General features: G+C 54.3%; 17 protein-coding genes. 4 read left to right on the top strand and 13 right to left on the bottom strand.

The features are described 5' to 3' along the window. Positions 1 to 44: 44 nt before the first annotated feature. From EO763_RS02355 to rhaB, 9 genes are all read right to left on the bottom strand, one after another. Entirely contained in the window at positions 45 to 1,514 is a 1,470-nt protein-coding gene (locus EO763_RS02355) for a SulP family inorganic anion transporter (RefSeq protein ID WP_103183074.1), read from the bottom strand. Continuing rightward, positions 1,511 to 2,179 (bottom strand): carbonic anhydrase, encoded by a 669-nt coding sequence (locus EO763_RS02360; RefSeq protein ID WP_161530325.1) that lies wholly within the window; start codon positions 2,177 to 2,179, stop codon positions 1,511 to 1,513. The genes EO763_RS02355 and EO763_RS02360 overlap by 4 nt, the downstream gene beginning before the upstream one ends. 561 nt (positions 2,180 to 2,740) lie before the next feature. Next, entirely contained in the window at positions 2,741 to 4,690 is a 1,950-nt protein-coding gene (locus tag EO763_RS02365) for a methyl-accepting chemotaxis protein (RefSeq protein WP_161527966.1), read from the bottom strand. A gap of 438 nt (positions 4,691 to 5,128) precedes the next feature. Continuing rightward, a complete protein-coding gene (gene mgtA, locus EO763_RS02370; protein WP_161527967.1) occupies positions 5,129 to 7,840 on the bottom strand; it encodes a magnesium-translocating P-type ATPase in 2,712 nt (903 codons plus the stop codon). A 417-nt stretch (positions 7,841 to 8,257) separates the two neighbouring features. After that, positions 8,258 to 9,835, bottom strand: a complete 1,578-nt coding sequence (locus tag EO763_RS02375; protein WP_161527968.1) for a methyl-accepting chemotaxis protein — start codon at positions 9,833 to 9,835, stop codon at positions 8,258 to 8,260. A gap of 427 nt (positions 9,836 to 10,262) precedes the next feature. Then, positions 10,263 to 10,577 (bottom strand): L-rhamnose mutarotase, encoded by a 315-nt coding sequence (gene rhaM, locus EO763_RS02380; protein WP_161527969.1) that lies wholly within the window; start codon positions 10,575 to 10,577, stop codon positions 10,263 to 10,265. Positions 10,578 to 10,686: 109 nt separating this feature from the next. Next, entirely contained in the window at positions 10,687 to 11,511 is an 825-nt protein-coding gene (gene rhaD / locus EO763_RS02385; RefSeq protein WP_039354992.1) for a rhamnulose-1-phosphate aldolase, read from the bottom strand. A 4-nt stretch (positions 11,512 to 11,515) separates the two neighbouring features. Beyond that, complete coding sequence (locus tag EO763_RS02390) at positions 11,516 to 12,778, bottom strand: L-rhamnose isomerase (protein WP_161527970.1); 1,263 nt, start codon at positions 12,776 to 12,778, stop codon at positions 11,516 to 11,518. Next, on the bottom strand, positions 12,775 to 14,265 hold the full coding sequence (gene rhaB / locus EO763_RS02395; RefSeq protein ID WP_161527971.1) for a rhamnulokinase: 1,491 nt from the start codon (positions 14,263 to 14,265) through the stop codon (positions 12,775 to 12,777). Before rhaB ends, EO763_RS02390 begins: the two co-directional genes overlap by 4 nt. A gap of 336 nt (positions 14,266 to 14,601) precedes the next feature. On the opposite strand from rhaB, the gene rhaS reads away from it, so the two are divergent. From rhaS to EO763_RS02415, 4 genes are read left to right on the top strand one after another with little or no spacing between them, the layout of a single operon-like run. Beyond that, positions 14,602 to 15,441, top strand: coding sequence for an HTH-type transcriptional activator RhaS (rhaS, locus tag EO763_RS02400; RefSeq protein ID WP_044203767.1), 840 nt, complete (start codon positions 14,602 to 14,604; stop codon positions 15,439 to 15,441). Positions 15,442 to 15,465: 24 nt separating this feature from the next. Next, positions 15,466 to 16,320, top strand: coding sequence for a helix-turn-helix domain-containing protein (locus EO763_RS02405; RefSeq protein WP_040031929.1), 855 nt, complete (start codon positions 15,466 to 15,468; stop codon positions 16,318 to 16,320). Positions 16,321 to 16,378: 58 nt separating this feature from the next. Beyond that, positions 16,379 to 16,672, top strand: a complete 294-nt coding sequence (locus EO763_RS02410; protein ID WP_425281353.1) for a CopG family ribbon-helix-helix protein — start codon at positions 16,379 to 16,381, stop codon at positions 16,670 to 16,672. Next, complete coding sequence (locus tag EO763_RS02415) at positions 16,660 to 16,965, top strand: type II toxin-antitoxin system RelE/ParE family toxin (protein ID WP_161527972.1); 306 nt, start codon at positions 16,660 to 16,662, stop codon at positions 16,963 to 16,965. Before EO763_RS02410 ends, EO763_RS02415 begins: the two co-directional genes overlap by 13 nt. 118 nt (positions 16,966 to 17,083) lie before the next feature. Here EO763_RS02415 and EO763_RS02420 read toward each other — a convergent pair whose 3' ends face one another. From EO763_RS02420 to EO763_RS02435, 4 genes are read right to left on the bottom strand one after another with little or no spacing between them, the layout of a single operon-like run. Continuing rightward, positions 17,084 to 18,781 (bottom strand): dipeptide ABC transporter ATP-binding protein, encoded by a 1,698-nt coding sequence (locus tag EO763_RS02420; RefSeq protein WP_161527973.1) that lies wholly within the window; start codon positions 18,779 to 18,781, stop codon positions 17,084 to 17,086. Further along, on the bottom strand, positions 18,778 to 19,644 hold the full coding sequence (locus EO763_RS02425) for an ABC transporter permease (protein WP_161527974.1): 867 nt from the start codon (positions 19,642 to 19,644) through the stop codon (positions 18,778 to 18,780). Before EO763_RS02425 ends, EO763_RS02420 begins: the two co-directional genes overlap by 4 nt. Next, the gene (locus EO763_RS02430; RefSeq protein ID WP_161527975.1) at positions 19,637 to 20,596 is read right to left on the bottom strand and encodes an ABC transporter permease; all 960 of its coding nucleotides are present in this window, start codon (positions 20,594 to 20,596) and stop codon (positions 19,637 to 19,639) included. The genes EO763_RS02425 and EO763_RS02430 overlap by 8 nt, the downstream gene beginning before the upstream one ends. After that, a complete protein-coding gene (locus tag EO763_RS02435; RefSeq protein ID WP_039493884.1) occupies positions 20,574 to 22,187 on the bottom strand; it encodes an ABC transporter substrate-binding protein in 1,614 nt (537 codons plus the stop codon). The genes EO763_RS02430 and EO763_RS02435 overlap by 23 nt, the downstream gene beginning before the upstream one ends. Between the last annotated feature and the right edge of the window lie 479 nt (positions 22,188 to 22,666).

The raw sequence follows: 22,666 nt of genomic DNA on the forward strand, positions 1-22,666 counted from the left end.
ACCCTCCACCAAGGGCGTTGCTGTCATGTATGGCGATTAGTGCATCAAACCGGCCATTGGCTGAGTTTGATGCCGCGTTCTTGCGCATTCTCGCGGAAATCTTCCAGCATCGTGCGGACATCAGGATCGATATAGTCGGCATTGTCGTGTTCTACAATCACAACGCTGTTGGCGGGGATTTTGTTAAGCAGGCCTTGCAGACGCGGGTTGTGCACAAACGTCAGGTTCTGCTGAAAACTCAGGACAAAGTGATCGCCGTAGCGTGTGAGCTGCATCGCGTTGCGGTGGCTTTTATAAATGCTGAAGGCCAGTTGAGTTGCGATGCCAATCCCGATTCCTGCCAGCATCCCAAACACGATGATTCCGATAACGGTCGCCGCGAAAGGTACGAACTGTTGTAAACCCTGACGCCACAGCAGCAGGAATTGTTGCGGAGAAGCCAGCTTATAGCCGGTATACAGCAACACGGCTGCCAGACTGGCAAGCGGGATGACGTTGAGCAAATCGGTCATGAACAGGCCGCAAAGCAGCAGCAGCACGCCGTGCAGCAGGATGGAGAACTTGGTACGCGCACCGGCGTTGACGTTGACGGAGCTGCGTACGATCACGGCAGTAATCGGCAATCCGCCCAGAAAACCGCTGAGCATGTTCCCGATACCTTGCGCACGCATCTCTTTATCCGGCGAGGGCGCAGGGTGCTGCGGGCGAATTTTCTTCAACGCTTCCTGACTTAACAACGTTTCCAGACTCGCCACCAGCGCTAATGTCACCGCGACCACATAAACCGCCGGGTTCTTCCATGCCTGCCAGTCTGGGCGGGTCATCTCCCCCATCAGCTGTTCCAGACTGCCAAATTCCGGCAGGACAATACGCGGCAGGTTATCGACCATTTCGGAGGACAGGCGATCGCCGTAGACGGTAAATAATCCGCCAAAGAGCACAGCGACCAGCGGGCCGGGAAGCCAGCTAAATGCGCTGATTTTCTGCACGGGCTTGGTGGTCCAAAGCCAGAGAATCGCCAACCCGACCAGACAGACAGTCAGCGCGCTGGCGGAAAATCCAGGTTCGGAAGCGTCGAAGAGCGATTTTAGATCGTCCTCACCGTCCGAGCCGAAGGCAAGCGGAATTTGCTGAATAATCAGCAGGATGCCGATAGCAGACAGCATGCCTTTAATCACGGTGCCGGGGATAAGCGTAATAAAACGTCCGGCGCGCAGCAGGCCCATAATGCATTGCAGCACCCCTGCGAGCATGATCGCCAATAGCAAGGCTGAAAACGATCCCAGGCTGGCGATAGAGCCGGAGACGATAGTAACCAGACCAGCGGCAGGGCCGCTGACGGCATAGCGAGAGGGGCTGAACAGGGTGACGACGATACCGCCGACGACGCCGGTCAATAGACCGACAAAAGGAGGAAGACCACTGGCCTGCGCGATACCGAGGCTCAGCGGGAGGGCAACAAGGAAGACGACGAGCCCCGCGGGGATATCATGTCGGAGTGTACTCAGGTTCATGGGGATGCCTCCTGTTTCTGGGCGTGACGGTGGATGAGTTCTTTCAGATGGCCGCTATGCAGGTCGTAGACACAGCCGAAAACATCAAGCTCAACGCCATTGCGCCAGGCTTTCTGCACCGGTTCACAGGCGATCAGGTGGGCGAACTGTGCCAGCACGTTGGCTTCCACCAGCTGATTCTGGCGCGTGCTTTCATCGGCATCGCTATCTTGCGAGGCAGCAATATGCGGCGAAAGCGCTTGACGCAGATCCATGATGCGACGGGAAAGAGCGGAGTCCTCCTGAGCGAGCACCATTTCGGGCAGGTTAACCGCCGCCTGAACACCGCCACAGCCATAGTGGCCGCAGAGCACGATGCGGGAAACATGCAGGTATTCGAGGGCATATTGCAGCACGCTCATGAAGTTATCGTCGTCTGCCACCACCATATTCGCGATGTTGCGGTGAACAAAAAGCTCGCCGGGCGCAGAACCCGTCAGCACTTCGGCAGGCACTCGGCTGTCTGAACAGCCGATCCAGAGTGAATGGGGCGTCTGGCCCTGCGTGTGCTTTCTGAAGTAGTGGGGATGACGTTGGCGACGCAACGTAGCCCAACTGCGATTTTTGGCTAATAGGGGTTTTAATGTCGTCAAATTAAATTCTCTCTTTAGAAAACACAGGGATATTTTCCGCCCAGTTGGGAAGGAAAACGGAGTCATTAATTATTAGCCTTCGCTTAATTAAGTTAGGCATAATTAAATTTAGTTCTGGTGTTTTCTAAATAGTGATGCTTATTGAGATTTTTCTTATATTTTTATTTGTTTTTTATATAAGCTCGGTTTTATTTAAATCCTTTAAAAACAATAAATTGTGATTTATTTCTTTATGATAAGAAAAAACTATTTTACTTAACCTCCTTTGCGTAAAGCTATTCAATGTTGCATTGATATTGCAATTTATATCTTTATTACTGCGCCTTTTTATATAAAGTAATGTGTTATCGACATCCACTTTAATTAGTTAATTAAAGCGACGAGGGTACCAATTATAATTATGTTTGGAAATATAAAATAGATTTTATCTAATTTAACCCAATATAAAGTGTGGAAATAAATAAAAGAGATATAGAGGGGGAAGTGATGAGGGATATATCGTCTAAATAATGAGAGGGAGCCGGGCTATATCGCCCGGCTAAGAGAACAGAAGATATCTGCTGTCGGCCACTTAAGCCCGCATGTCTTTATGCTCTACCTTGCTAACAGCGCTTGCTGTAAAGGTTGCTGTGGTGCGCTGTCGTCAACCTTGAAACGGCTGACCAGCGATTCCATTTCAATCGCCTGTTCATCCAGTAACTGGCTGGCAACGGAAGCCTGAGAAACCAGCGTCGCATTTTGCTGCGTGACCATCTCTAACTGACTGAGCGCTTCGTTAATTTGCGCGATGCCCAGCGATTGCTCATCGGCGGCGACCGCGATTTCATTGACCAAATCGCGCACTTTACGGGTGCCGGCGACGATGTCATTAATTCCACGATTTGATTGATTCACCAGCTTCGTTCCTTCGCTGACGCTGGCAATACTGTCGGCGATGAGCGCGCGGATTTTTCCCGCTTCATCTGCACTGCGCTGCGATAGCTGACGTACTTCCGCTGCGACGACAGAGAATCCGCGACCATGTTGCCCTGCCCGTGCAGCCTCAACTGCGGCATTCAGCGCCAGCAGGTTGGTCTGAAAGGCAATGGCATCAATGGCGGAAACCACCGCATTCACGCGCTGGCTGGCATCCTGAATTTTTTCCATCGCACCGCTAGCCGACTCGGTAATGGTGCCGACGCGGTGCGCCTGATCGTCCACCTCCGTCGTCAATTGACGCGCCTGTCCGGCAAAATCTGCGGTTTGTTTTACCGTAACGGTAATTTCTTCCATGCTGCTGGCGGTTTGTACCAGCGAAGCGGATTGCTCTTCGGTACGCTGCGCCAGATCCTGGTTGCCGTTGGCGATCTCGCTACTGGCTTGTCCGATCGTCTGCGAGCTGCGCTTAATACTCACCACCATGTCGGCGATGTTTTCCAGTGAGACGTTATACGCCTGATTCAGTTGTGACAGTTCGTCGGTTCCCGGCACACGCAGGCGCCGTGTAAGATCCCCGCCCATCTCGCGAATGGTCGTCAGCGTTTGTTGCAGTTGCTCGTTGATGCTGCGCATGACCATGGAAGCAAGACCGAGCGCCATGAGCAGAGAAACCAACGCACCGGCCAGATAGCTAATCCATGACTGGCGAGCCTTGGCGGCTAAGGTATTCACTTGTGCCGTTAGATCGTTGGTGGCGAGCTGTTCAACCTTTTTCAACTCATCGATTTTTGCCGTTTGTTGGTTAAACCACTGGCTGGCATCGATATCAAAATTGCCGCCAGGAGAGGTGATGGCCTTATTACGCATCTGAAGTGCGCTCTGTGCAGAAGGATTGCTGAGGGCCTGTTCAAAAGCCCTGCGCAGCTCGGTATTGGCGAACATGTTGTAGGCCGTGGTGTAGGCATCTCCCCGGCCAACCATCTGGTTCAGACGTTCGAACATACCGGTAGCAAAACTATTAGCAGAGAACGCGTTGGAGAGCACGGCGCGTTCAAGCCCAGCCTGTTCTTTGACGTTCAACAGGTTGTAATAGGCCGCCAGCCGCTGGGCGATACCGCCGTCGCTGACCAGATGGGCCATATCTCCGACGATATTCAGGAGGTTGCTGACCGAATCGGAATAGTAGCCTATGGCTTGGGCAACAGGGATCGCTATGCTATCGACGCTGCGGCGATGTTCCGCAAGCTGCTGTGTTTTCTGTGTGACGCGACCGAGTTCTTCGCTGACGGCATCGCCAAGCTCGGCGCGGCTCAGGTTTGCGGCGGTTTGCTCAAGCACCTGCTGTGCCCGATCGGTGGCTTGCCGCTGCGTGGTGAGCTCTGGGCCAAAATTTTTCCCCTGACTACCAAAATAGCCCGCGCTCAAGCCACGTTCACGCTGTAGCTGGTGAGTGTACTCGCCTGCATCGCGCGCCAGCGTGATGAGCTTCTCCATACGGACCATTTCATTTTCTGTGCTGCGGCGTTCCATTACGCCGGAAAAACTGAACCAGAGGAGGGCAAGGATAGGCGGGAGAAGGGCAAGAATGAACTTACTACGGATCGAGATGTGGTGAAGGGATTTCATAGGTATGCTCCATAGCCTGCAAGTAGTCCGTTCCTGACATGTGCAGTTTGCAAAAATAGACAGGTATTTATTTTAGTTTCGGCCTAATAAGGGAATGGTTTAGCGCTGACCCCATGATTTCCTTAAAAAAACCATGTCTATTTTGTTTACCACCCTGTAAATAATAATATATTGCTTATTATTTAATTGTTTATATCTTTTTTCTCTCTTTTTTTACAACGAGATCGTTAACTTATACTACATCCAAGGTGGTATGTATTTTTGCCACTGTATTGGTATTTTTACAGTTTAGGTGACGGTGAGCAGCATCGTAATGTTAATCAGTGAAATCAGGGTAAGAAAGAAGACAACGATCTTGAATGCGTAGCGAGAAGATTTCATAGGGGATCCTGATTCGGCGGGCGACAGTGCACCCGCTGTGAAGAGGTAGAGAAGGGATCAGAACCATTGGCCGAAGCGGCGGATATAGGCGCGTTTGACCAGTTGAGCGACGGTGCAGTAGCCAATCAGCGTGGCGGCCAACCACGGGAAATATTCCCACGGCAGCGGCTGTAAACCGACCAGCGGCCCCAGCGGTGAGAACGGTAGATAAATGCCCAGCGCCATCACCAGCCCAGTCATCAGCATCACTGGCAGTGCTGCCGTACTCTGAATGAACGGGATCTTCTGGGTACGCAGCATGTGAACTACCAGCGTTTGTGACAGCAACCCCTCAACGAACCAGCCTGACTGAAACAGAGCCTGATGCTCTACGCTGTTAGCGGCAAACACGAACCACATCAGCGCGTAGGTGGTGATGTCAAAAATCGATGACGTCGGTCCGATACACAGCATGAAGCGACCGATATTTTTGGCATCCCATTTACGCGGTTTACGCAGGAACTCCTTATCCATTTTGTCCCACGGCAGCGACAGCTGAGAGATGTCGTACATCAGGTTCTGAATCAGCAGATGGATCGCCAGCATTGGCAGGAACGGAATAAAGGCGCTGGCGACCAGCACGGAAAACACGTTGCCGAAATTGGAGCTGGCGGTCATGTTCAGGTATTTGATGATATTCCCGAACGTCTCGCGCCCTTTGATGACACCTTCTTCCAGCACCATCAGGTTCTTTTCCAGCAGAATGATATCGGCCGATTCTTTGGCGATATCCGTGCCTGTATCGACAGAAATCCCGATATCGGCATCGCGCAGGGCGGGGGCATCGTTGATACCGTCGCCCAAAAAGCCGACCGTATGGTTATTCCCCTGCAGCGCTTTCAGCACGCGGGATTTTTGTAGCGGCGTCAGTCGGGCAAAAATGGTGCGCTGTTCTACCAGTACGCCGAGCTGTTCATCGCTGAGCGCATCGATAGCGTTGCCTTCCAGCACCTCACCCGGCTCCAGCCCGACATCGCGGCAGATCTTACTGGTGATAATCGCGTTATCACCAGTCAGAACTTTAACCGTCACACCGTTTTCATGCAGGGCGCGAATGGCGGCAGAGGCGCTTTCTTTCGGTGGATCGAGGAACGTCAGCAGACCGCAAATTGTCAGGTCACGTTCATCCTCGGCGCTGAGCGGCAGTGTGCTGCCTACTGTGCTCAGTTCCCGGGTGCCAATCATCAGCACGCGGAACCCTTGCTGGTTGTAGCTTTCTGCCAGCGTTTTCAGCGCATTGCGGCGCGCGTCGTCCAGTTCATGCTGCTGTCCGTTCTCACTGACATGCGTGGCAACCGCCAGCATTTCTTCTACTGCGCCTTTGCAAATCAGACGTTGCTGGTTGTGTTCATCGGCAACGATGATGGACAGACGGCGGCGAATAAAATCAAACGGCAACTCATCGATTTTGCGATAGCGACCCAGCGCGGCGATGGCGGGATTATGACGGCCAAAATGCATGATGGCCTGATCCATCAGGTTTTTCATGCCGCTCTGGTGCGTGCTGTTGAGCCAGGCGAGCTGGAGTACACTTGTATCGACCTGACCCTGCGTATTCAGGTGATGTTCAAGGATGATGCGATCCTGCGTTAGCGTGCCGGTTTTATCGGTGCACAGGACGTCCATCGCGCCAAAGTTCTGAATCGCGTTCAGCCGTTTGACCACCACTTTGCGCCGCGCCATGGCAATCGCGCCTTTTGCCAGATTGGACGAGACAATCATCGGCAGCATTTCTGGTGTCAGGCCGACCGCCACCGCCAGCGCAAACAGGCTGGCCTCCATCCAGTCGCCTTTGGTGAAGCCGTTAATCAGCAGCACGACCGGTACCATCACGATCATGAAACGGATCAGTAACCAGCTTACGCTGTTAACGCCGCGATCGAAGGCGGTTTGAGAACGCGTGCCGACGATGGATTTTGCCAGCGAGCCGAAGTAGGTGTGGCTGCCGGTCGCCACGACAATCGCCGTAGCTGTGCCGCTGGAAATGTTGGTGCCCATCAGACAAATGTTGGAGAGCGCCAGCAGATCGCTCTCGCCGCCGCAGTTTGTGGGCTGACAGCCTTTGGCGCTGATATCGCTGAATACGTCGTATTTTTCGATCGGCAGCGATTCACCGGTCAGCACCGCCTGGCTAACGAACAGATCGCGTGACTCCACCAGCCGGACATCCGCTGGTACCATATCGCCAGCGGAGAGCGTCAGGATATCGCCGGGAACCAACTGTTGAAGCGGAATCTCCTGCAAGACGGCGGTGGCGTTGGCGTGAGGACGACGCAGCACGGTGGCTGTTGTCCGCACCATCGATTTCAGCGCTTCTGCGGCTTTATTGGTCCGAAACTCCTGCCAAAAGCGCAGCAGGCCGCTCAGGCTAACCATCACCAGAATGATAATAACGCCAGTAAGCGATGTCTCTTCGTTATCGCGCAGCGGTAGCCAGTAGTCGGTGAAAAAGCTGATAGCGGCCAGCGCCATCAGTACGTAAATAAACGGGTTATTAAACGCGACAGCCAATTGCACCAGTGCATGGGGTGCTTTTTCGTGGGCGACGCGGTTTTCTCCATAGGTTTGCTGACGCTCAATGATGTCATCATGGCTTAAGCCGTGCAGATGAGTATTCAGATTAGCCAGTGTTTGGTCGAGGCTGTTTTGCGCCTCGCGGGCAATCGCAAAGGTGGCCGCGGGTGTCTTACGGGCGCGGCGATACCCCGTTTGCGTGCTCATATCGGTCATGATGCTGCTCTCTTAATGTTGCCTGTCCGCCGCGCACGGGCGCGCATCTCGGATAAAGGGACGTCAAGCGGAAAAAATGAAGGTATTAAGGGAGGTAAACAGCGCAGGTGGAGAGAACAGAGAGGTCGAAGAAGAAGACAGTCCTTATTCTAACGGATGCGGTTTACCGGGCCATCGAGGGTGCTCGTCCATGTTGTCTCCTTATCGCCGTATGGCGAGATGTAAAATAAAAATAGTCGTCGGCTGACGAAATATACGTAGAAACTGGCTACACAGAAACTAAGTACGTAGTTTAGTGATGTAATCATAACCCTGTTTACCTAAACCGGACGTCAACGGCGTATTGCTATGCAGTGGGTGAGAGGTGCTAAGAAGCCGTTTGTTGCCCCGTCGAGTGGTCGACGGGGCAGAGGGGAATTAATGAATTCTTAGCATGTGGTCTTGGTTAACTTTGAAGAAACGAACGGCATCGCGTAGCTGTTCGCCCTTTTCTGTCATGGCGTGCGCCGCCGTGGCGGATTCTTCAACCAGTGCGGCGTTCTGCTGGGTGACCCGATCCATCTGTTCTATCGCCACGCTGATCTCTTTGATGCCGATATGCTGCTCGTTGGAGGCCTGAGAAATCTCCGCCACGATATCCGTCACCTTTTTCACCGACAGCACAATTTCCGACATCGCCTGGCTGGCTTTGTCTGCCCGTGCCGAGCCGTCAGTAATCTTCTCGACGGTGCCTTCGATCAGCGTTTTGATCTCTTTAGCCGCGTTGGCGCTCTTCTGTGCCAGCGTCCGTACTTCGCCCGCTACGACGGCAAAGCCTTTCCCTTCGCTGCCTGCTCTGGCCGCTTCTACTGCGGCGTTCAGCGCAAGGATATTGGTTTGGAAGGCAATGCCTTCGATCACGGCGATAATGTCAACGATCTTCTGTGAACTGTCGGAGATCTCATGCATACGTTTAAGCATGTCGTCCACGATAAATCCACCCTGAGAAGCGGTTTCCGAGGTTTGCTGCGCCAATTGGCTCGCTTCTTTGGCGTTATCCGCATTCTGGCGCACGGTGTGCGTCAACTGCTGCATATTGGCCGATGCTTGAATCAGCGAAGCCGCCTGCTCTTCGGTACGCTGTGACAGGTCGCTGTTACCCTGAGCAATCTCACTGGACGCCAGCGTGATGGATTCGCTGCCGTTCATGATGGTGTGTACGGTGTTCACCAACTGCCGATTCATGTGGTTGATGGAGGCCAGCAGGCTGCTGTTGTCCCCCTGACGTAGCTGGATTTGCGCCGTCAAATTACCGGAGGCAATCTCAGCCATGATTTCTTGCGCGTAATGCGGGTCGCCGCCGAGCTGGCGCGAAATATTACGTGAGATAAGGGTGGCGATAACGGCGGTCGTCAGCAGAGCGAGTAGCAGCAATCCCCAGACATAGTACTGTGATGTCCGATACATCGAATTGGCACCGTCGACGATATCTTTTGCCGTCGCCACTTCCATCTCCACTAGCTTGGCCAGATCTTTCATTAGCTGACTACGGTACTTGGAAGAGCTTGCGCCGCTGATTTTGCTGGCTTCTGCCAGATCGCCCCGATTGACGGTATCAACCAGCGCGGTGTTGACCGAGTTAAAGCCGGAGAAATTTTCGCCAATCACCTTAATCAGCGCTTTTTTATCCTCGCTGTTAGCAACGGTTTGGTAGTTCTTAAACGCGGCAAGGAAAGCATCGGCGTTTTGCAGCAATTCTTTGCGGTGGCTTTCGCGCTCTTCGGGGGTTTTGGAATCGATATACTGAATTTGCTGCAAACGCGTTTCAGACAACGCGCCGCGCATTTCCAGACTATAGCGCACGCCGGGCAGGCTGCTGCCGCTTAATTCATCAATACGGCCATTATTAACGCTAAGCTGGAGTAGTGAAACCACACCTAATAACAACATCATGGCTATCAGGACGGAAAAACCGAGTAATAACTTAGAAAACACTGTGAGTTGGGAAAATTTCATCGCTATTCTTATTGATTATAGAGAGAAGGTAGTAGTGATAACGGCAGATAAAATAAGATCTTTATAATGTGTAATACGATAAAGACGTGTTGGAGAAGAAATGACGTTCACTCTCCGTTTATCACTTTATGTCGAGATTAAATGCTGATTAATTTAAAGATTGCAGTGGATTGTTTTAATATTCCAGGGTTGTTAAATATTATTTTAATAAGTGTTTTTATTCATAATGTGAAAATATAACATTCACAAATAAAGAAAATAAAACGTGATTGCCATCAATAATCAATAAGTTTTTATTAATTCAATAAAACTAATGATTATATGTAACGAGGCGCTAATTAAATGACAAAATATTTATTTTCACTGTCTTCAGGAATACTATTACGGCAGTAATATGTTCATTATATTATCGGCCGTATGATTATTCTTAGTCCAGATAGAACACCGATTCCAGCGCATCGCTGACCGGGCTGTTATCAGGGTTGGAGGGCATGATATCGCCCATGTATTTCCACCAGCGCTGGCAGACATCCGTTTGTGCAATCGCTTCCCAGCGTGCTTCGGACTCGACCTCGACATAGCCAAACAGCAGATTGCGCTGTTTATCCAGAAAAATGCTGTAGTGGTGCGCACCGTGGTTCTTTAGCACCTCGGCCAGTTCCGGCCAGATAGGATTGTGGCGACGCTGATATTCATCGTGGCAGTCAGGAAAAACCGACATCACAAAAGCCTTACGCAACATGGATGAATCCCCCGTAGTCATTGGCAGAACGCCACGGCGGTGATGCCGTGGCGAGTTGAGGCTGAAGCTAATGCTATACGCATTACACGCATGGCATGCGTTACACGACCTACACGCGCAGCGCGGCTTCCAGTGGCGTGACGCCGAAACGTTTACCCAGCGCGATCAGCTCTTCGGTCGAGATCGTCTGCTTCTTACCACCCATCGATCTCACTTTCACCATCACTTCGGCGGATTTCTCTGCGGTATCGATCAGGCCGAAGGCTTCATCCAGCGTCGGGCCGGTGCCGAAAATGCCGTGGAAGGGCCACAGCACCAGCGAATGACGCTTCATTTGTTCGGAGGTGGCATCGCCAATGGCATCGGTGCCCGGCACCATCCACGGCACAATCCCCACGCCGTCTGGGAAAACGACCAGACACTCCGTGCTGCCTTCCCACAGTTCACGCGTGAACGTAGCGGTATCCAGCTCCAGCACATAGCTCAGGGCGATCAGATTGGTCGCGTGGCAGTGCATGATGACGCGGTCGCGCCCGTGGGTCACGCCCATACGCACAATGTGCGACTGGAAATGCGAGGCCAGTTCAGACGTTGGTAGGCCGCCGTTGGTGAGCCCCCAGAAAATGCGATAGCCTTTGCCGTCGCTATCGACCTGCAACACCACCAGTGAATCAGCCGGATCCAACTGCACGTTGCGGAAAAATTTGCCGGAACCGGTGACGATAAACCAGCAGTCTGCCAGCGCAGGCATCGGCTGTGATAACGCCTCATGGCGCGGCTGTGGGTAAAAATCGCTTTCATAAGGCGTCACATCCTCAGCCGTCAGGCGCAGGCTGACGTTACCGCCGTTACGTTCGTCCCAGCCTTTGAGCCACATGTCGCTGGTGGCTTTAATCATTCCCTGTACAAACCAGGAAGAGAGAATTGCTTGCATAGTCTTACCCTTGACGTTGAGTGAGGATGGTTTCTTCATACTGACGCACCTGTTGCAGCCATTCGCTGCCCGGGATGACGTCATGACGCTGGCAGTAGTGTTCCCACACGGCCTGCCACGGCAGCGATTTTTGCTCTTCCAGCAGGGCCAGACGCGCGGTGTAATCGCCGTTTTGCTCCAGTGTGCGCAGCGTTTCTGTCGGTTCCAGCAGCGCGCGCAGCAGGGCTTTCTTCATGTTGCGGGTGCCGATGACCCAGGCCGCGATGCGGTTGATCGACGCATCAAAGAAATCGAGCCCGATATGCACGCGGTTAAGCAGCTTATGGCGCACGATTTCGTGGGCGATGGCCTGCGTTTCGTCGTCCAGCAGCACCACATGGTCGCTGTCCCAGCGTACGGGGCGGCTAACGTGCAGCAGCAGGCGTGGAACGTACAGAATCGCGCTGGAAATCTTGTCGGAAATCACTTCGGTTGGGTGGAAGTGTCCAGCATCCAGACAGAGCGCGGTGCCGCGGCTGGTCGCGTAGCCGAGGCAGAATTCGCTGGAGCCGACGGTAAAGCTTTCTGCGCCGATCCCGAACAGCTTACTTTCCACCGCGTCGATATGGTGTGCCTGATCGAGCGGCTCGGCGATAACCTCGTCTAACGCGCTGAGCAGCCGCTGGCGGAATGCCAGACGATCGATGGTCAAATCTTTCATGCCGTCCGGCACCCAGATGTTCATGACGGACGGCGTGCCGAGTTCGCGCCCAAAGTAGGCGGAAATCCGGCGGCTGGCCTGACAGTGTTCAATCCAGAAGCGGCGGACTTTTTCGTCCGGGTGCGACAGGGTAAAACCGTCTGCGCTCAGCGGGTGAGAAAAGCAGGTCGGGTTAAAATCCAGCCCGAGCTTGTGGTGCTTGGCCCATTCAACCCAGGTGCTGAAATGCTCAGGGGCAATCTCGTTACGGGCGACGGGCTGGGCGGATTCCAGATAAATGGCGTGCAGGTTCAGCCGCTTGGGGCCGGGGATCAGCGCAAATGCTTGTTCCAGATCGGCACGCAGTTCATCTGGCGTGCTTGCTTTACCGGGGTAGTTGCCGGTGGCCTGAATACCGCCGGTTAACGGTCCACCGGTGTTCTCGAATCCGGCTACATCGTCGCCCTGCCAGCAGTGCATTGACACCGGAATCTGATCGAGCTGTTCCAGCGCAGCCTCTACGTCAATATTCAGGCTGGCGTAACGCGTTTTTGCCAGCTGCCAGGCAGTTTCAATTGGTGTGCTCATTGCGTTGTCTCCTTTTTGCCCTGTGGGGCGGTTTCTGGCTGGCTGAGCGCCTGAAAACGACGCCAGTGCCCGGCAAAATCACTCTCCGCACGCGGGGTATAGCGATGCAGAGGGAAGTTATGAGTCAGCATGTGCCGGAAGGCGGCAAGGTCGGCAACGGCGCCCAGCGCCATCAGTTGGCAGCCGATATTGCCAAGCGTCGAGGCCTCGACCGGCCCGGCCAGAACCGGAATCTGGCACACATCGGCGCACAGTTGGTTCAGGAAGGCGTTCTGGCTGCCACCGCCGACAATATGCAACTGGCGGATTGGCGCGTGGCGCAGTTCGCCGAGTTCCAGTACCACCTGCCGATAGAGCAGCGCGAGGCTGTCGAAGATACAGCGTGCCAGTTCGGCATCGCTGTGGGGCACAGGCTGGTCGTGCTCACGGCAATAGTCACGGATCGCCTGATGCATGGACGGCGGATTGATAAAGCGATCGTCATTGGGGTTAATCAAACTGACAAAAGCGGGTAGAGCGGCGGCGGACTGAATCAGCGCACCTAAGACCTTGATGTCACGCTCCTGACAAACGCGCTGTAGCAGCCACAGACCCATGATGTTTTTCAGCACCCGATAGGTGCCGTCTATGCCACCTTCGTTGGTGATATTGGCGGCCAGCGCCTGCGGGCTATTAAACGGCGTGTCGCTCTCGATGCCCATTAGCGACCAGGTGCCGGAACTGAGGTAGGCGCTGTCGCGGCTCAGCAACGGTGCGCCGACTACCGCGCTGGCGGTATCGTGCGTGGCGACAGCAGTTACGGGAATGTGTCGTCCGCTTGGCGCTGTCCAGTTCCCGACGGCGTGCCCCGGCTGTACCGGATCGCTCAACCAGCGGCGCGGGATGCTCAGATAGTCCAGCAGTTCACTGTCCCAGGTTTTCTTTTCCAGATTAAGCAGTTGGGTCGTGCTGGCGTTGGTGTATTCGCAGACGACATTCCCCGTGAGGCGATAGTGAAAATAGTCGGGGATCATCAGCAGGTGTGCTACCTGATCCAGATCGTCAGAGGGCGCATCGCCCAGCGCTTTAAGCTGGTACAGCGTATTAAACGGCAGGAACTGAATGCCAGTACGCTGATAGATCGCTTCACGCCCCAGTTCTGCGGTAACCGCGGCCATTACGCCGTCGGTGCGGTGGTCGCGATAGGAATACGGCAGGCCAACACGCTGCCCGTCCTTATCGAGTAGCACATAGTCCACGCCCCAACTGTCGATCCCGATGCTATCGGGGGCGATACCCATGGCATCGATTTGGTGTAATCCGGTGAGGATATTGCCTTCTAGCGCGGCCAGATCCCACTGATGATGGTTGTCCTGAAACACCAGCGTATTGCTGAAACGGTGAATTTCTTTCAGCGTCAAATGCTGCGTTGCGGTGTGCAAGGTTGCCAGCATGACCCGACCACTGGATGCACCTAAATCCACCGCCACGATATTCTTCACCGCCATAGCCGCACTCCTTACTTGTTGGATGTGTTGCAGTGTAAGGAGCGGTAACAGAAGCCACCTTCCTATGAGTGCCATCAACAACAAGCGGCTGGCAAAATGACAAAGCTGACCGTGAAAGGGCTCACAATCTGGGAAATTATTTAGGGAATAACCACGAAAAAATCAGGTAAAAGGCGGTGTGATCCTTACCACACTTCAATCAATTAGGCGGTGCGATCTTAAAAAAAGAGCAGCCAGACGGCGTGCGGGTGACGGTATTTCAAGGCTGGTTTTGTCGCTTCTGGCTACCCTTTTTCAAAGGCCGCATTTTTGCCAGAGGCTGAATGGAGAACTGAAATGACGTTACTTCGTGGTGATGATTTTTTTGCTTCGCGTGCCGTAACGGTTGCGGTGGAGCCGCGTACCCCACAAGCGGCGTTTCCTGAGCATTATCATGATTTCTGGGAAATTGTGCTGGTGGAGCAGGGCGCCGGCGTCCATGTGTTTAACGATCAGCCCTATGCACTGTGCAGCGGTTCGGTATTCTTCGTTCGTGATAACGATCGGCATCTGTTTGAAGACGTCGAAGGGCTGTGCCTGACCAACATGCTGTACCGCTCGCCGCGCGGGTTCCGCTTCCTTTCCGATATCGCCGCCTTTTTGCCGTATGGCCAGAACGGCGAATGGCAAGGGCAGTGGCAGGTCAATGCGGCGGGAATGCAGCAGTTGAAACAGTCGATGAACAGTCTGGCTGAACTGGCGCAGAGCGATGCACCGGAAGCGATCGCGGCCAGCGAGAGTCTGTTTCTGCACATTCTGGTGCAACTGCGCCAGCACTGTTTTCAGACGCAGGCCAACGGCTCCGAGCGTCAGGGGGTACAGGCGCTGCTGGGCTGGCTGCAAAACAACTACAGTGAAGAGGTCAACTGGGGCAGTCTGGCCGATCGGTTCTCGCTGCCGCTGCGTACGCTGCACCGTCAGCTCAAACAACACACTGGTATGACGCCACAACGCTATCTGAATCGGTTAAGATTACTGGAGGCTCGTCGGCGGTTGCAGCAGAGTGATGATTCCATCACCACTATTGCGCACGCCTGTGGATTTAGCGACAGCAATCACTTCTCGACGCAATTCCGCAAGGCATTCTCGCAGGCGCCTAAATCACTGCGCCATCAGGCGTTTTCTCGTGAAGAGTAGGTAACGGCAACGGCGGGTGAGGGAATGGCGACAGCAATACGGGGTTTGAAATTACAGACTGAAGACTATTTCCTCACCGACAAGAATGCCGTGATGGTTGCCGAACGGCACCCACAGCCCGTGTTTCCGCTGCATCATCATGATTTTGATGAACTCGTCATCGTCTGGCGTGGCAATGGTTTGCACCTCTGGAACGATGTGCCTTACCGCATTACTCGCGGCGATATGTTTTATGTCTCTGCTAACGATCGCCACAGCTATGAATCCGTCCACGAGCTTGAGCTGGACAACATTCTCTATATTCGCAATCGCCTGACGTTATCTGCCGATTGGCAAGCGTTACTGCCGGGCGGGGAGCTTCCACAAAGCCAGCGGCACTGGTGTTTAGGTTCGGAAGGTATGGATACCCTTCGCGAGAAGGTGGACGCGCTGAGGCAGGAGTGCATGAAATCGGATGCGCTGTCGCTGCAATTGAGTGAAGCGCTGCTGTTGCAGATTGCGCTGCTGGCGGCGCGCTATCGTCACACGCCAGATAGTCCGCAACTGGCCGATGCGCACCAGTTGGATATGTTGATGAATGCGCTGCGTGCCAGCATTGCGGCACCATTCCGCTTTGAAGCCTTCTGCGAACAGCACCATTTCAGCGCCCGCAGTTTGCGTTCGCGCTTTAAAGAACAAACCGGCATGAGCGTGCCGCACTACCTGCGCCAGCTACGGCTCTGTAAGGCGATGGAGCTGCTGCGTTATGATCTGCAAACCATCGGCGACGTTGCCGCGCTGTGTGGCTTTGAGGACAGTAACTACTTCTCTGTGGTGTTCCATCAGGCGTTCGGCGTTTCGCCCAGCGCTTATCGCCAGCGCTTCCTGAATGTGGAGTGACACCCGCATCGTTCGGGGTTAATATCACTGGTGACACCAATGATATTAACCGGAGCACATGATGGCTGATACCACACGTCAAACCACGACGCTGCGCATCGATCAGGACATTAAAGAACGACTGAAAACGCTGGCCGATGACCGCAACAGCTCTGCCCATGCGCTAATGTTGGAAGCGATTGCCGAATACGTTGAGCGGGAAGAAAAACGCAGTCAGTACCGTAAAGAGGCGTTGGCCGCGTGGGAAGACTATCAGGACACTGGCAAACATATCACCGCAGATGAGACCGTCACTTGGTTAGAATCCTGGGGTTCTGGACATGAACAGGATGCGCCTGCATGCCACAAGTGATCGTTTCAGAACGCGCGAGGCGTGATTTGCAGCGTCTACAGGATTTTCTAAAAAACAAAAATGCGCTGGCCGCGAAAAAGGCCGCTGAAGTTTTGATTCGGGGCATTCGTCAGTTAGAAGCGCTGCCGAATATCGGACGACCCGTGGAACATCTTCCCCTTGAATATCAGGAACTGGTGATCGAGTTCGGCAGCAGTGGGTATGTGATGCTTTACCGTCACGATGAACTGACCGGCAGAGTAGTGATACTGACCGTTAAACATCAAAAAGAAGCCGGTTATCAAAACCTGTAATGCTGTCTCTCTGAGATTTATCGGTCAGCGGAGCCATATGTTCGGGTAGTCACATTCAGCGTGCGACGACAATTCGGCATGACTCTCCTGCTTCAACATGAATTCCCGCTTCACATCCCTATTCCGCCACCGTCGAGAGCAACAGGCGCGTGTAAGGGTGCTGCGGCTGATTGAAGATCTGTTTGACCGGCCCGGTTTCTACGATATCCCCGTCCTTCATGACCGCGATGCGGTGGCTCATGTGCTGTACCACGCCCAGATCGTGGGAGATGAACAGCATCGTCAGGCCCAGTTGGCGCTGCAACGCCACCAGTAAATCCAACACCTGCGCCTGTGTAGTGACATCCAGTGCCGATACCGGCTCGTCACAGATCAGGATTTCAGGATCTGAGGCCAGCGCCTGTGCGATGGAGACGCGCTGGCGTTGACCGCCGGACAGCGCCGTAGGGCGTCGGGTCAGCAGGTCGGGCGTCAACCCGACATATTCCAGCAGCGTCAAAATGCGTCGCTGTTTCTCATCGTCACTCAGATCACGGCGCAAGCGCAGTGGCTGACGCAGAATCTGGGCGACGGTAAATTGCGGATCGAATGAACTGAGCGGATCCTGCGTGATCGTCTGAATACGTGCGCGTAGCGGGCGGCGCTCGCGTTCCGTTAACGTACTCCAAGCATTGTCCGCGAGTCGGACTTCCCCGCTGTCCGGCTTTTGCAGTGCCAAAATAACTTTGCCCAGCGTGGTTTTACCGGAGCCGGATTCCCCGACGATACCCAGCGTTTCGCCGCGCTTGATCTGGAGAGAAACCTGATTGACGGCCTGCATCCGGCTGCCGTCCGGGCGCTTGAACGACACCGCAATGCGATCCGCCGTCAGGGCTACCGCGTCGGTGCTGGCGTGATTCGCTGCCAGAGACGCTGCTGATGGCGCAATACCGCTCTGTAACGGATCGACACCGGCCAGCCACTTTCCTCGTGTAGACGCGGTCGGGATCGCCGCTAGCAGCTTGCGAGTGTAGGGATGCGTCGGCGCTGACAGGATCTGCCGTGCCTCACCGCCTTCTACCAGCGCGCCGTGCTGCATGACGATGACGCGATCCGCGACGTCAGCAACGACGGCAAGATCGTGAGTAATCAACAGAACACCGTGCCCCGCCTGCGCCAAGGCGGTGAAGACTTTCAGCACCTGCTTTTGCACCGTGGCATCTAGCGCGGTGGTGGGTTCATCGGCAATCAGCAACTGTGGGCCGGCTGCCAGCGCGGAAGCAATAAGCGCGCGTTGACGCAGGCCGCCGGACAGCTCGTGTGGATACTGCGCCGCACGATTCTCAGGATCGGGAATGCCTGCTTTTTTCAGGAGTTCGGCGACGCGTGCGGGAATTTGCTCGCGGGGCAACAGGCGATGGGTCAGAATCGGCTCGGCGACTTCCTGCCCGATCTTGCGCAGCGGGTCGAGAGACACCAGCGCGTCTTGCAAAACAAAGCCAACTTCACGGCCGCGAATCGCCCGCCAATCGCGCTCGGTCAGGTAACGCAAATCGCACAGGCTACCATCATGGCGCGTGAGTTCAATCGCGTTTGCTTGTACGTCAACGCCTTCACCGGATAAACCTACCAGCGTGCGGGCGGTGACGGATTTTCCTGAACCTGATTCGCCGACCAGCGCCAGAATTTCTCCAGCATTCACCTGAAAAGAAAGATTTTTAACCGAACGAACAGGGCCGAAAGGGCTGGGAAACGTGACACTCAAGTTCTCTACACGTAGCAGCGGCGTCTTCGTCGGTGCATCTGAAGATGAATGAGGGAGTGTGTTCAGGCTCATCGTGCCTCTCCTTTTGCCAAAATAGCCTGTAAACGACGCCCCAGCAGCGTGATAGAAATCACCGACAGCGCGACGACGCTGGCGGGCAGCAGGCTGACCCACGGTGCGATATCAAGGAAGTTACGTCCATCAGCCAGTAGCGCGCCCCATTCAGCAGTCGGCGGAACGACGCCCAGCCCCAGAAAGCTCAGCGCTGAGGCGGACAGCACCGCGTGGCCGACGCCAATGGTGGCGACAATCAACAGCGGACGCAGCGTATTGGGAATGATATGGCGAAAAACGATATACAGCGGGTGCTCGCCCAGCGCAATCGCATGCTCAACGTAGCCGGATAGCCTGACTTGCAGCACCTGAGAACGGATCAAACGCGCATAACCCGCAATCCCCGCCAGACCGACGGCCAGCATGGTGTTTTCCGGGCCGCGTCCTAGTACGGCGATCACCAGCAGCGCCAGCAACAGATCGGGAAACGCCAGCATGATGTCCAGCAGGCGTACCAGAATCTGACGGATACGCAGCGGTGCGAGCACCGAGAGCGTACCAAACAGCACGCCGCCGAAGCAGGCGATCAGCATCGCGCCGACGCCAATACCCAGCGACAGCGAGGTGCCGTGAACGATGCGGGAAAAAATGTCGCGCCCTAGCTGATCGGTGCCGAACCAATAAGTGCTATTCGGCGACTGGAATACCGCCCCCATATCCATTTCATCGGCGGTGCGGCTGGTAAACAGCGAGGGGAAAAAGACCGCCAGCGCCAGCAGGAAAACGATAGCGGCAGGCAGCAGCGTCGCCGTGCTCAGCCACGGACTGCGATAGATTTTTCTTGATGGCGTCGGCGTGAAAGGCATTGGTTCACTACTCATGGGCGCTCGCCTTCTTGCGTAAGCGGGGATCGATGAGGAGATACAGCGCATCCACCAGCAGATTGATGACGACGAACAGGAACGCGGACAGCATGACGACGCCGAGCACCAGCGGCATGTCGCGGTTTTCAATCGCACTCAGCGTGACCTGTCCGATACCCGCGCGGCCAAATACAGTTTCGGTCAGCACGGAGCCGCCGAGTACGCTTGCCAACAAGGTGCCGGTCAGCGTTGAGGCGGCCAGCGCCGCGTGGCGCAAACCGTGACGGAAACGCAGCCGGATTTCGCTGACGCCGCGCGTGCGTACAGTGAGCGAGAACGGCTGGGAGAGCGCCTCTTCCAAACCGTCGCGCAGTACCTGGCTTAGAATGGCGGCAATCGGCAAGCCTAGGGTGATAACCGGTAACACCAGCGACATAAAACCGTCGTTGCCAGTGATCGGAAACCATTGCAGGCGAAAACTGAACAGGCTTAATAGCACGATACCAATCCAGTAGACCGGTGTGCTAAGCAGCGTCAGTTCCAGCCACGATACGCTGGTACGCAGCGCACCATAGCGACCTGCGGTGAGCAGCGCGCTGGTAATCGCGAGGAGCAGAGCCAGAATCAGGCCACCGAGCGCCAGCGGCAGGGTTTCATGCATCGCATCGCTAATCACGCCACCGACTGGCAGGCGGTAGAGATAGCTGACGCCAAAATCGCCCTGTAACGCCTGTCCACAGTAGCGCAGATATTGCACCCACAGCGGCTGATCGAGCCCAAATTGTTTGATGAGTACGGCGCGATAGGCTTCATCCACCACGTTATCGCCGCCGCTGAGAATAGCAACGGGATCGCCGGGGATCAGTTTGACGGCAATAAACGTCAATGTGGCTGCGCCCCAGAGCACAGCCAGAATGGTGAGTAGACGTTTACCTAGCGCGTACAGATTAACGTTTAATCCAGACATCATAGAAGTTCGGTTTTGCGTTGGTGGCCCAGCTTATGCCCTGTACCTGTTTGGACAGGCCGAGTTGGTAGGCTGGAACATACAGCGGAACAACATACGCCTGATCGATGACCTCACGCTGTATTTCGCTATAGAGCTGTTTACGTTCCGCGTCACCCGCGCCAATGGCTTTTCTCAGTTTACCGTCCAGCACGCTGATGCGAGTAAAGCCGTTACCGTTCGGTGGCGCATAGGCAGAATCGAACACGGTACGCAGAATATCCGGCTCTGCACGCACGAAGAAGTTAGAGGCGATATCGTACTCGTTGGCATTGGTGCGTGTGGTGAATTCACCCGCATCAACTGGCGTCAGTTTGACTTCGAAGCCTGCCTGCTTCACCTGATATTGCACCGCCTGGAACAGCGCGACATCTGCGGCTTCAACGTTGGTTGAAGCATAAACGAAGCTGACGCTTAGGCGCTTGCCATCTTTAGTACGGAAGCCTTCGCCGTCTTTCTGTTTCCAGCCTGCGTTATCCAGCAGTTCGTTGGCTTTTTTCACATCAAAGCCCCAGCGGGACGCGACGCTCGGATCGTAGTACAGCGTGGCGGGGCCGAGAACGTTATCGGCGGCTTTCAGCGTACCGAAGAAGGCAACTTTCACTGCCGCGTTGGTATCTACCGCGCTCTGGAATGCCTTACGCACCGCGACATCCTGGAAAGGGCCTTTGGTGGTGTTGAGATAGAGTACGCGGTTAACGCCCGGGTTCTCATAGGTAATTACTTCCAGCTTTGGATTGCGCTTCACCGTCGGGAAATTGGCAGGCGGCACGGCGTCAATGGCCTGAATCTGGCCGCTGCTCAGTGCGCCAAGGCGAACCGACGCTTCTGGCAGGTATTTGAACACCAGACCATCCAGATAGGCTGGGCCAGTGTGCTTGGCATAACCCGGTCCCCAGTTGTAATCAGGGCGCTTCGTCAGCTTGCTGCCGCTGCCTTTCACAAAGGAATCAAGAATAAACGGACCGGAACCCACCACGGTGGTGCTGGTGTTTGGTGTTTTCTTCAGGTACGTCGGCGATTGAATGCCCAGATATGGCAGGCTCAGGCCCTGTAACAGCGCCGCAAACGGTGAGCTGTAGTGGAGCACAATCGTATAGTCATCCGGCGTTGAGATCTTATCGATAGGGCCTAACAGCGATTTCGCGTAGCTGGAGGTGGTTTTCGGATCGAGAATACGCTCAATGTTGTATTTCACCGCTTCCGCATCCAGCTTGGTGCCGTCGCTGAACGTCACGTCCTTGCGCAGGTGGAAAGTGTACTCGGTGTTGTTGTCGTTAATTTTCCAGCTTTCCGCCAACCAAGGCGTAAAGCGGTTATCTTCCGCCTGTCCTACCAGTGAATCCACCACGTTACGAGCAATCAGCGCCGTTACGCCATAGGCCGTAATGTGCGGGTCGATGATCGGCGTATCGCTACCCAGACCTACGTTCAGAATACCACCGGATACCGGTTTTTCACCGCTTTGTGCAGCGTAAGCACCGGGATTGAGTGCGAAAAGCAGCGTGAGTAATCCTGCTGCGAGGGTCGTAACTTGCGGGTGATTTTTTTCCATTCCCTGTGTCCTTTACGATGACATGAGGCCATACACGGCGGTCTTTTCGCTACTCTAGAGGGCTGCCTTATGCATGTAAAAGAATAAAAATAGATTTTCAATTCCATAAAAATATATATGACAAAAACGGTTGATGAGGCGCTTTTATGTTCATTTTTGATGATTTTTTTAATGAAAATTAACGGGTTATATGATTTTATTTTGCGTGAGGCACATCAGCATTCAGATGGGTTCCGGCAGAATAAGGAAGAGTAAGACGGGAGTCTGGGGTGAGGTTTGCTGGATTCCTGCATCCCATCAATCCATGTTGCAGGCTGAATATCAGTATGGTATAGCGTGAAATTATGAGTTATTTAACTGTTAGTATTTTACATAAAAATAACCGAAATGTTTTTATTGGAGGATTATTATTCGTTTTTATCGGAGGAAATATACATTTAGGACACGTTATAGAATCTGGTTTTTCAATTATTGAGTAA

The organism is Pectobacterium odoriferum (genome assembly GCF_009931295.1).
GTDB lineage: Bacteria > Pseudomonadota > Gammaproteobacteria > Enterobacterales > Enterobacteriaceae > Pectobacterium > Pectobacterium odoriferum.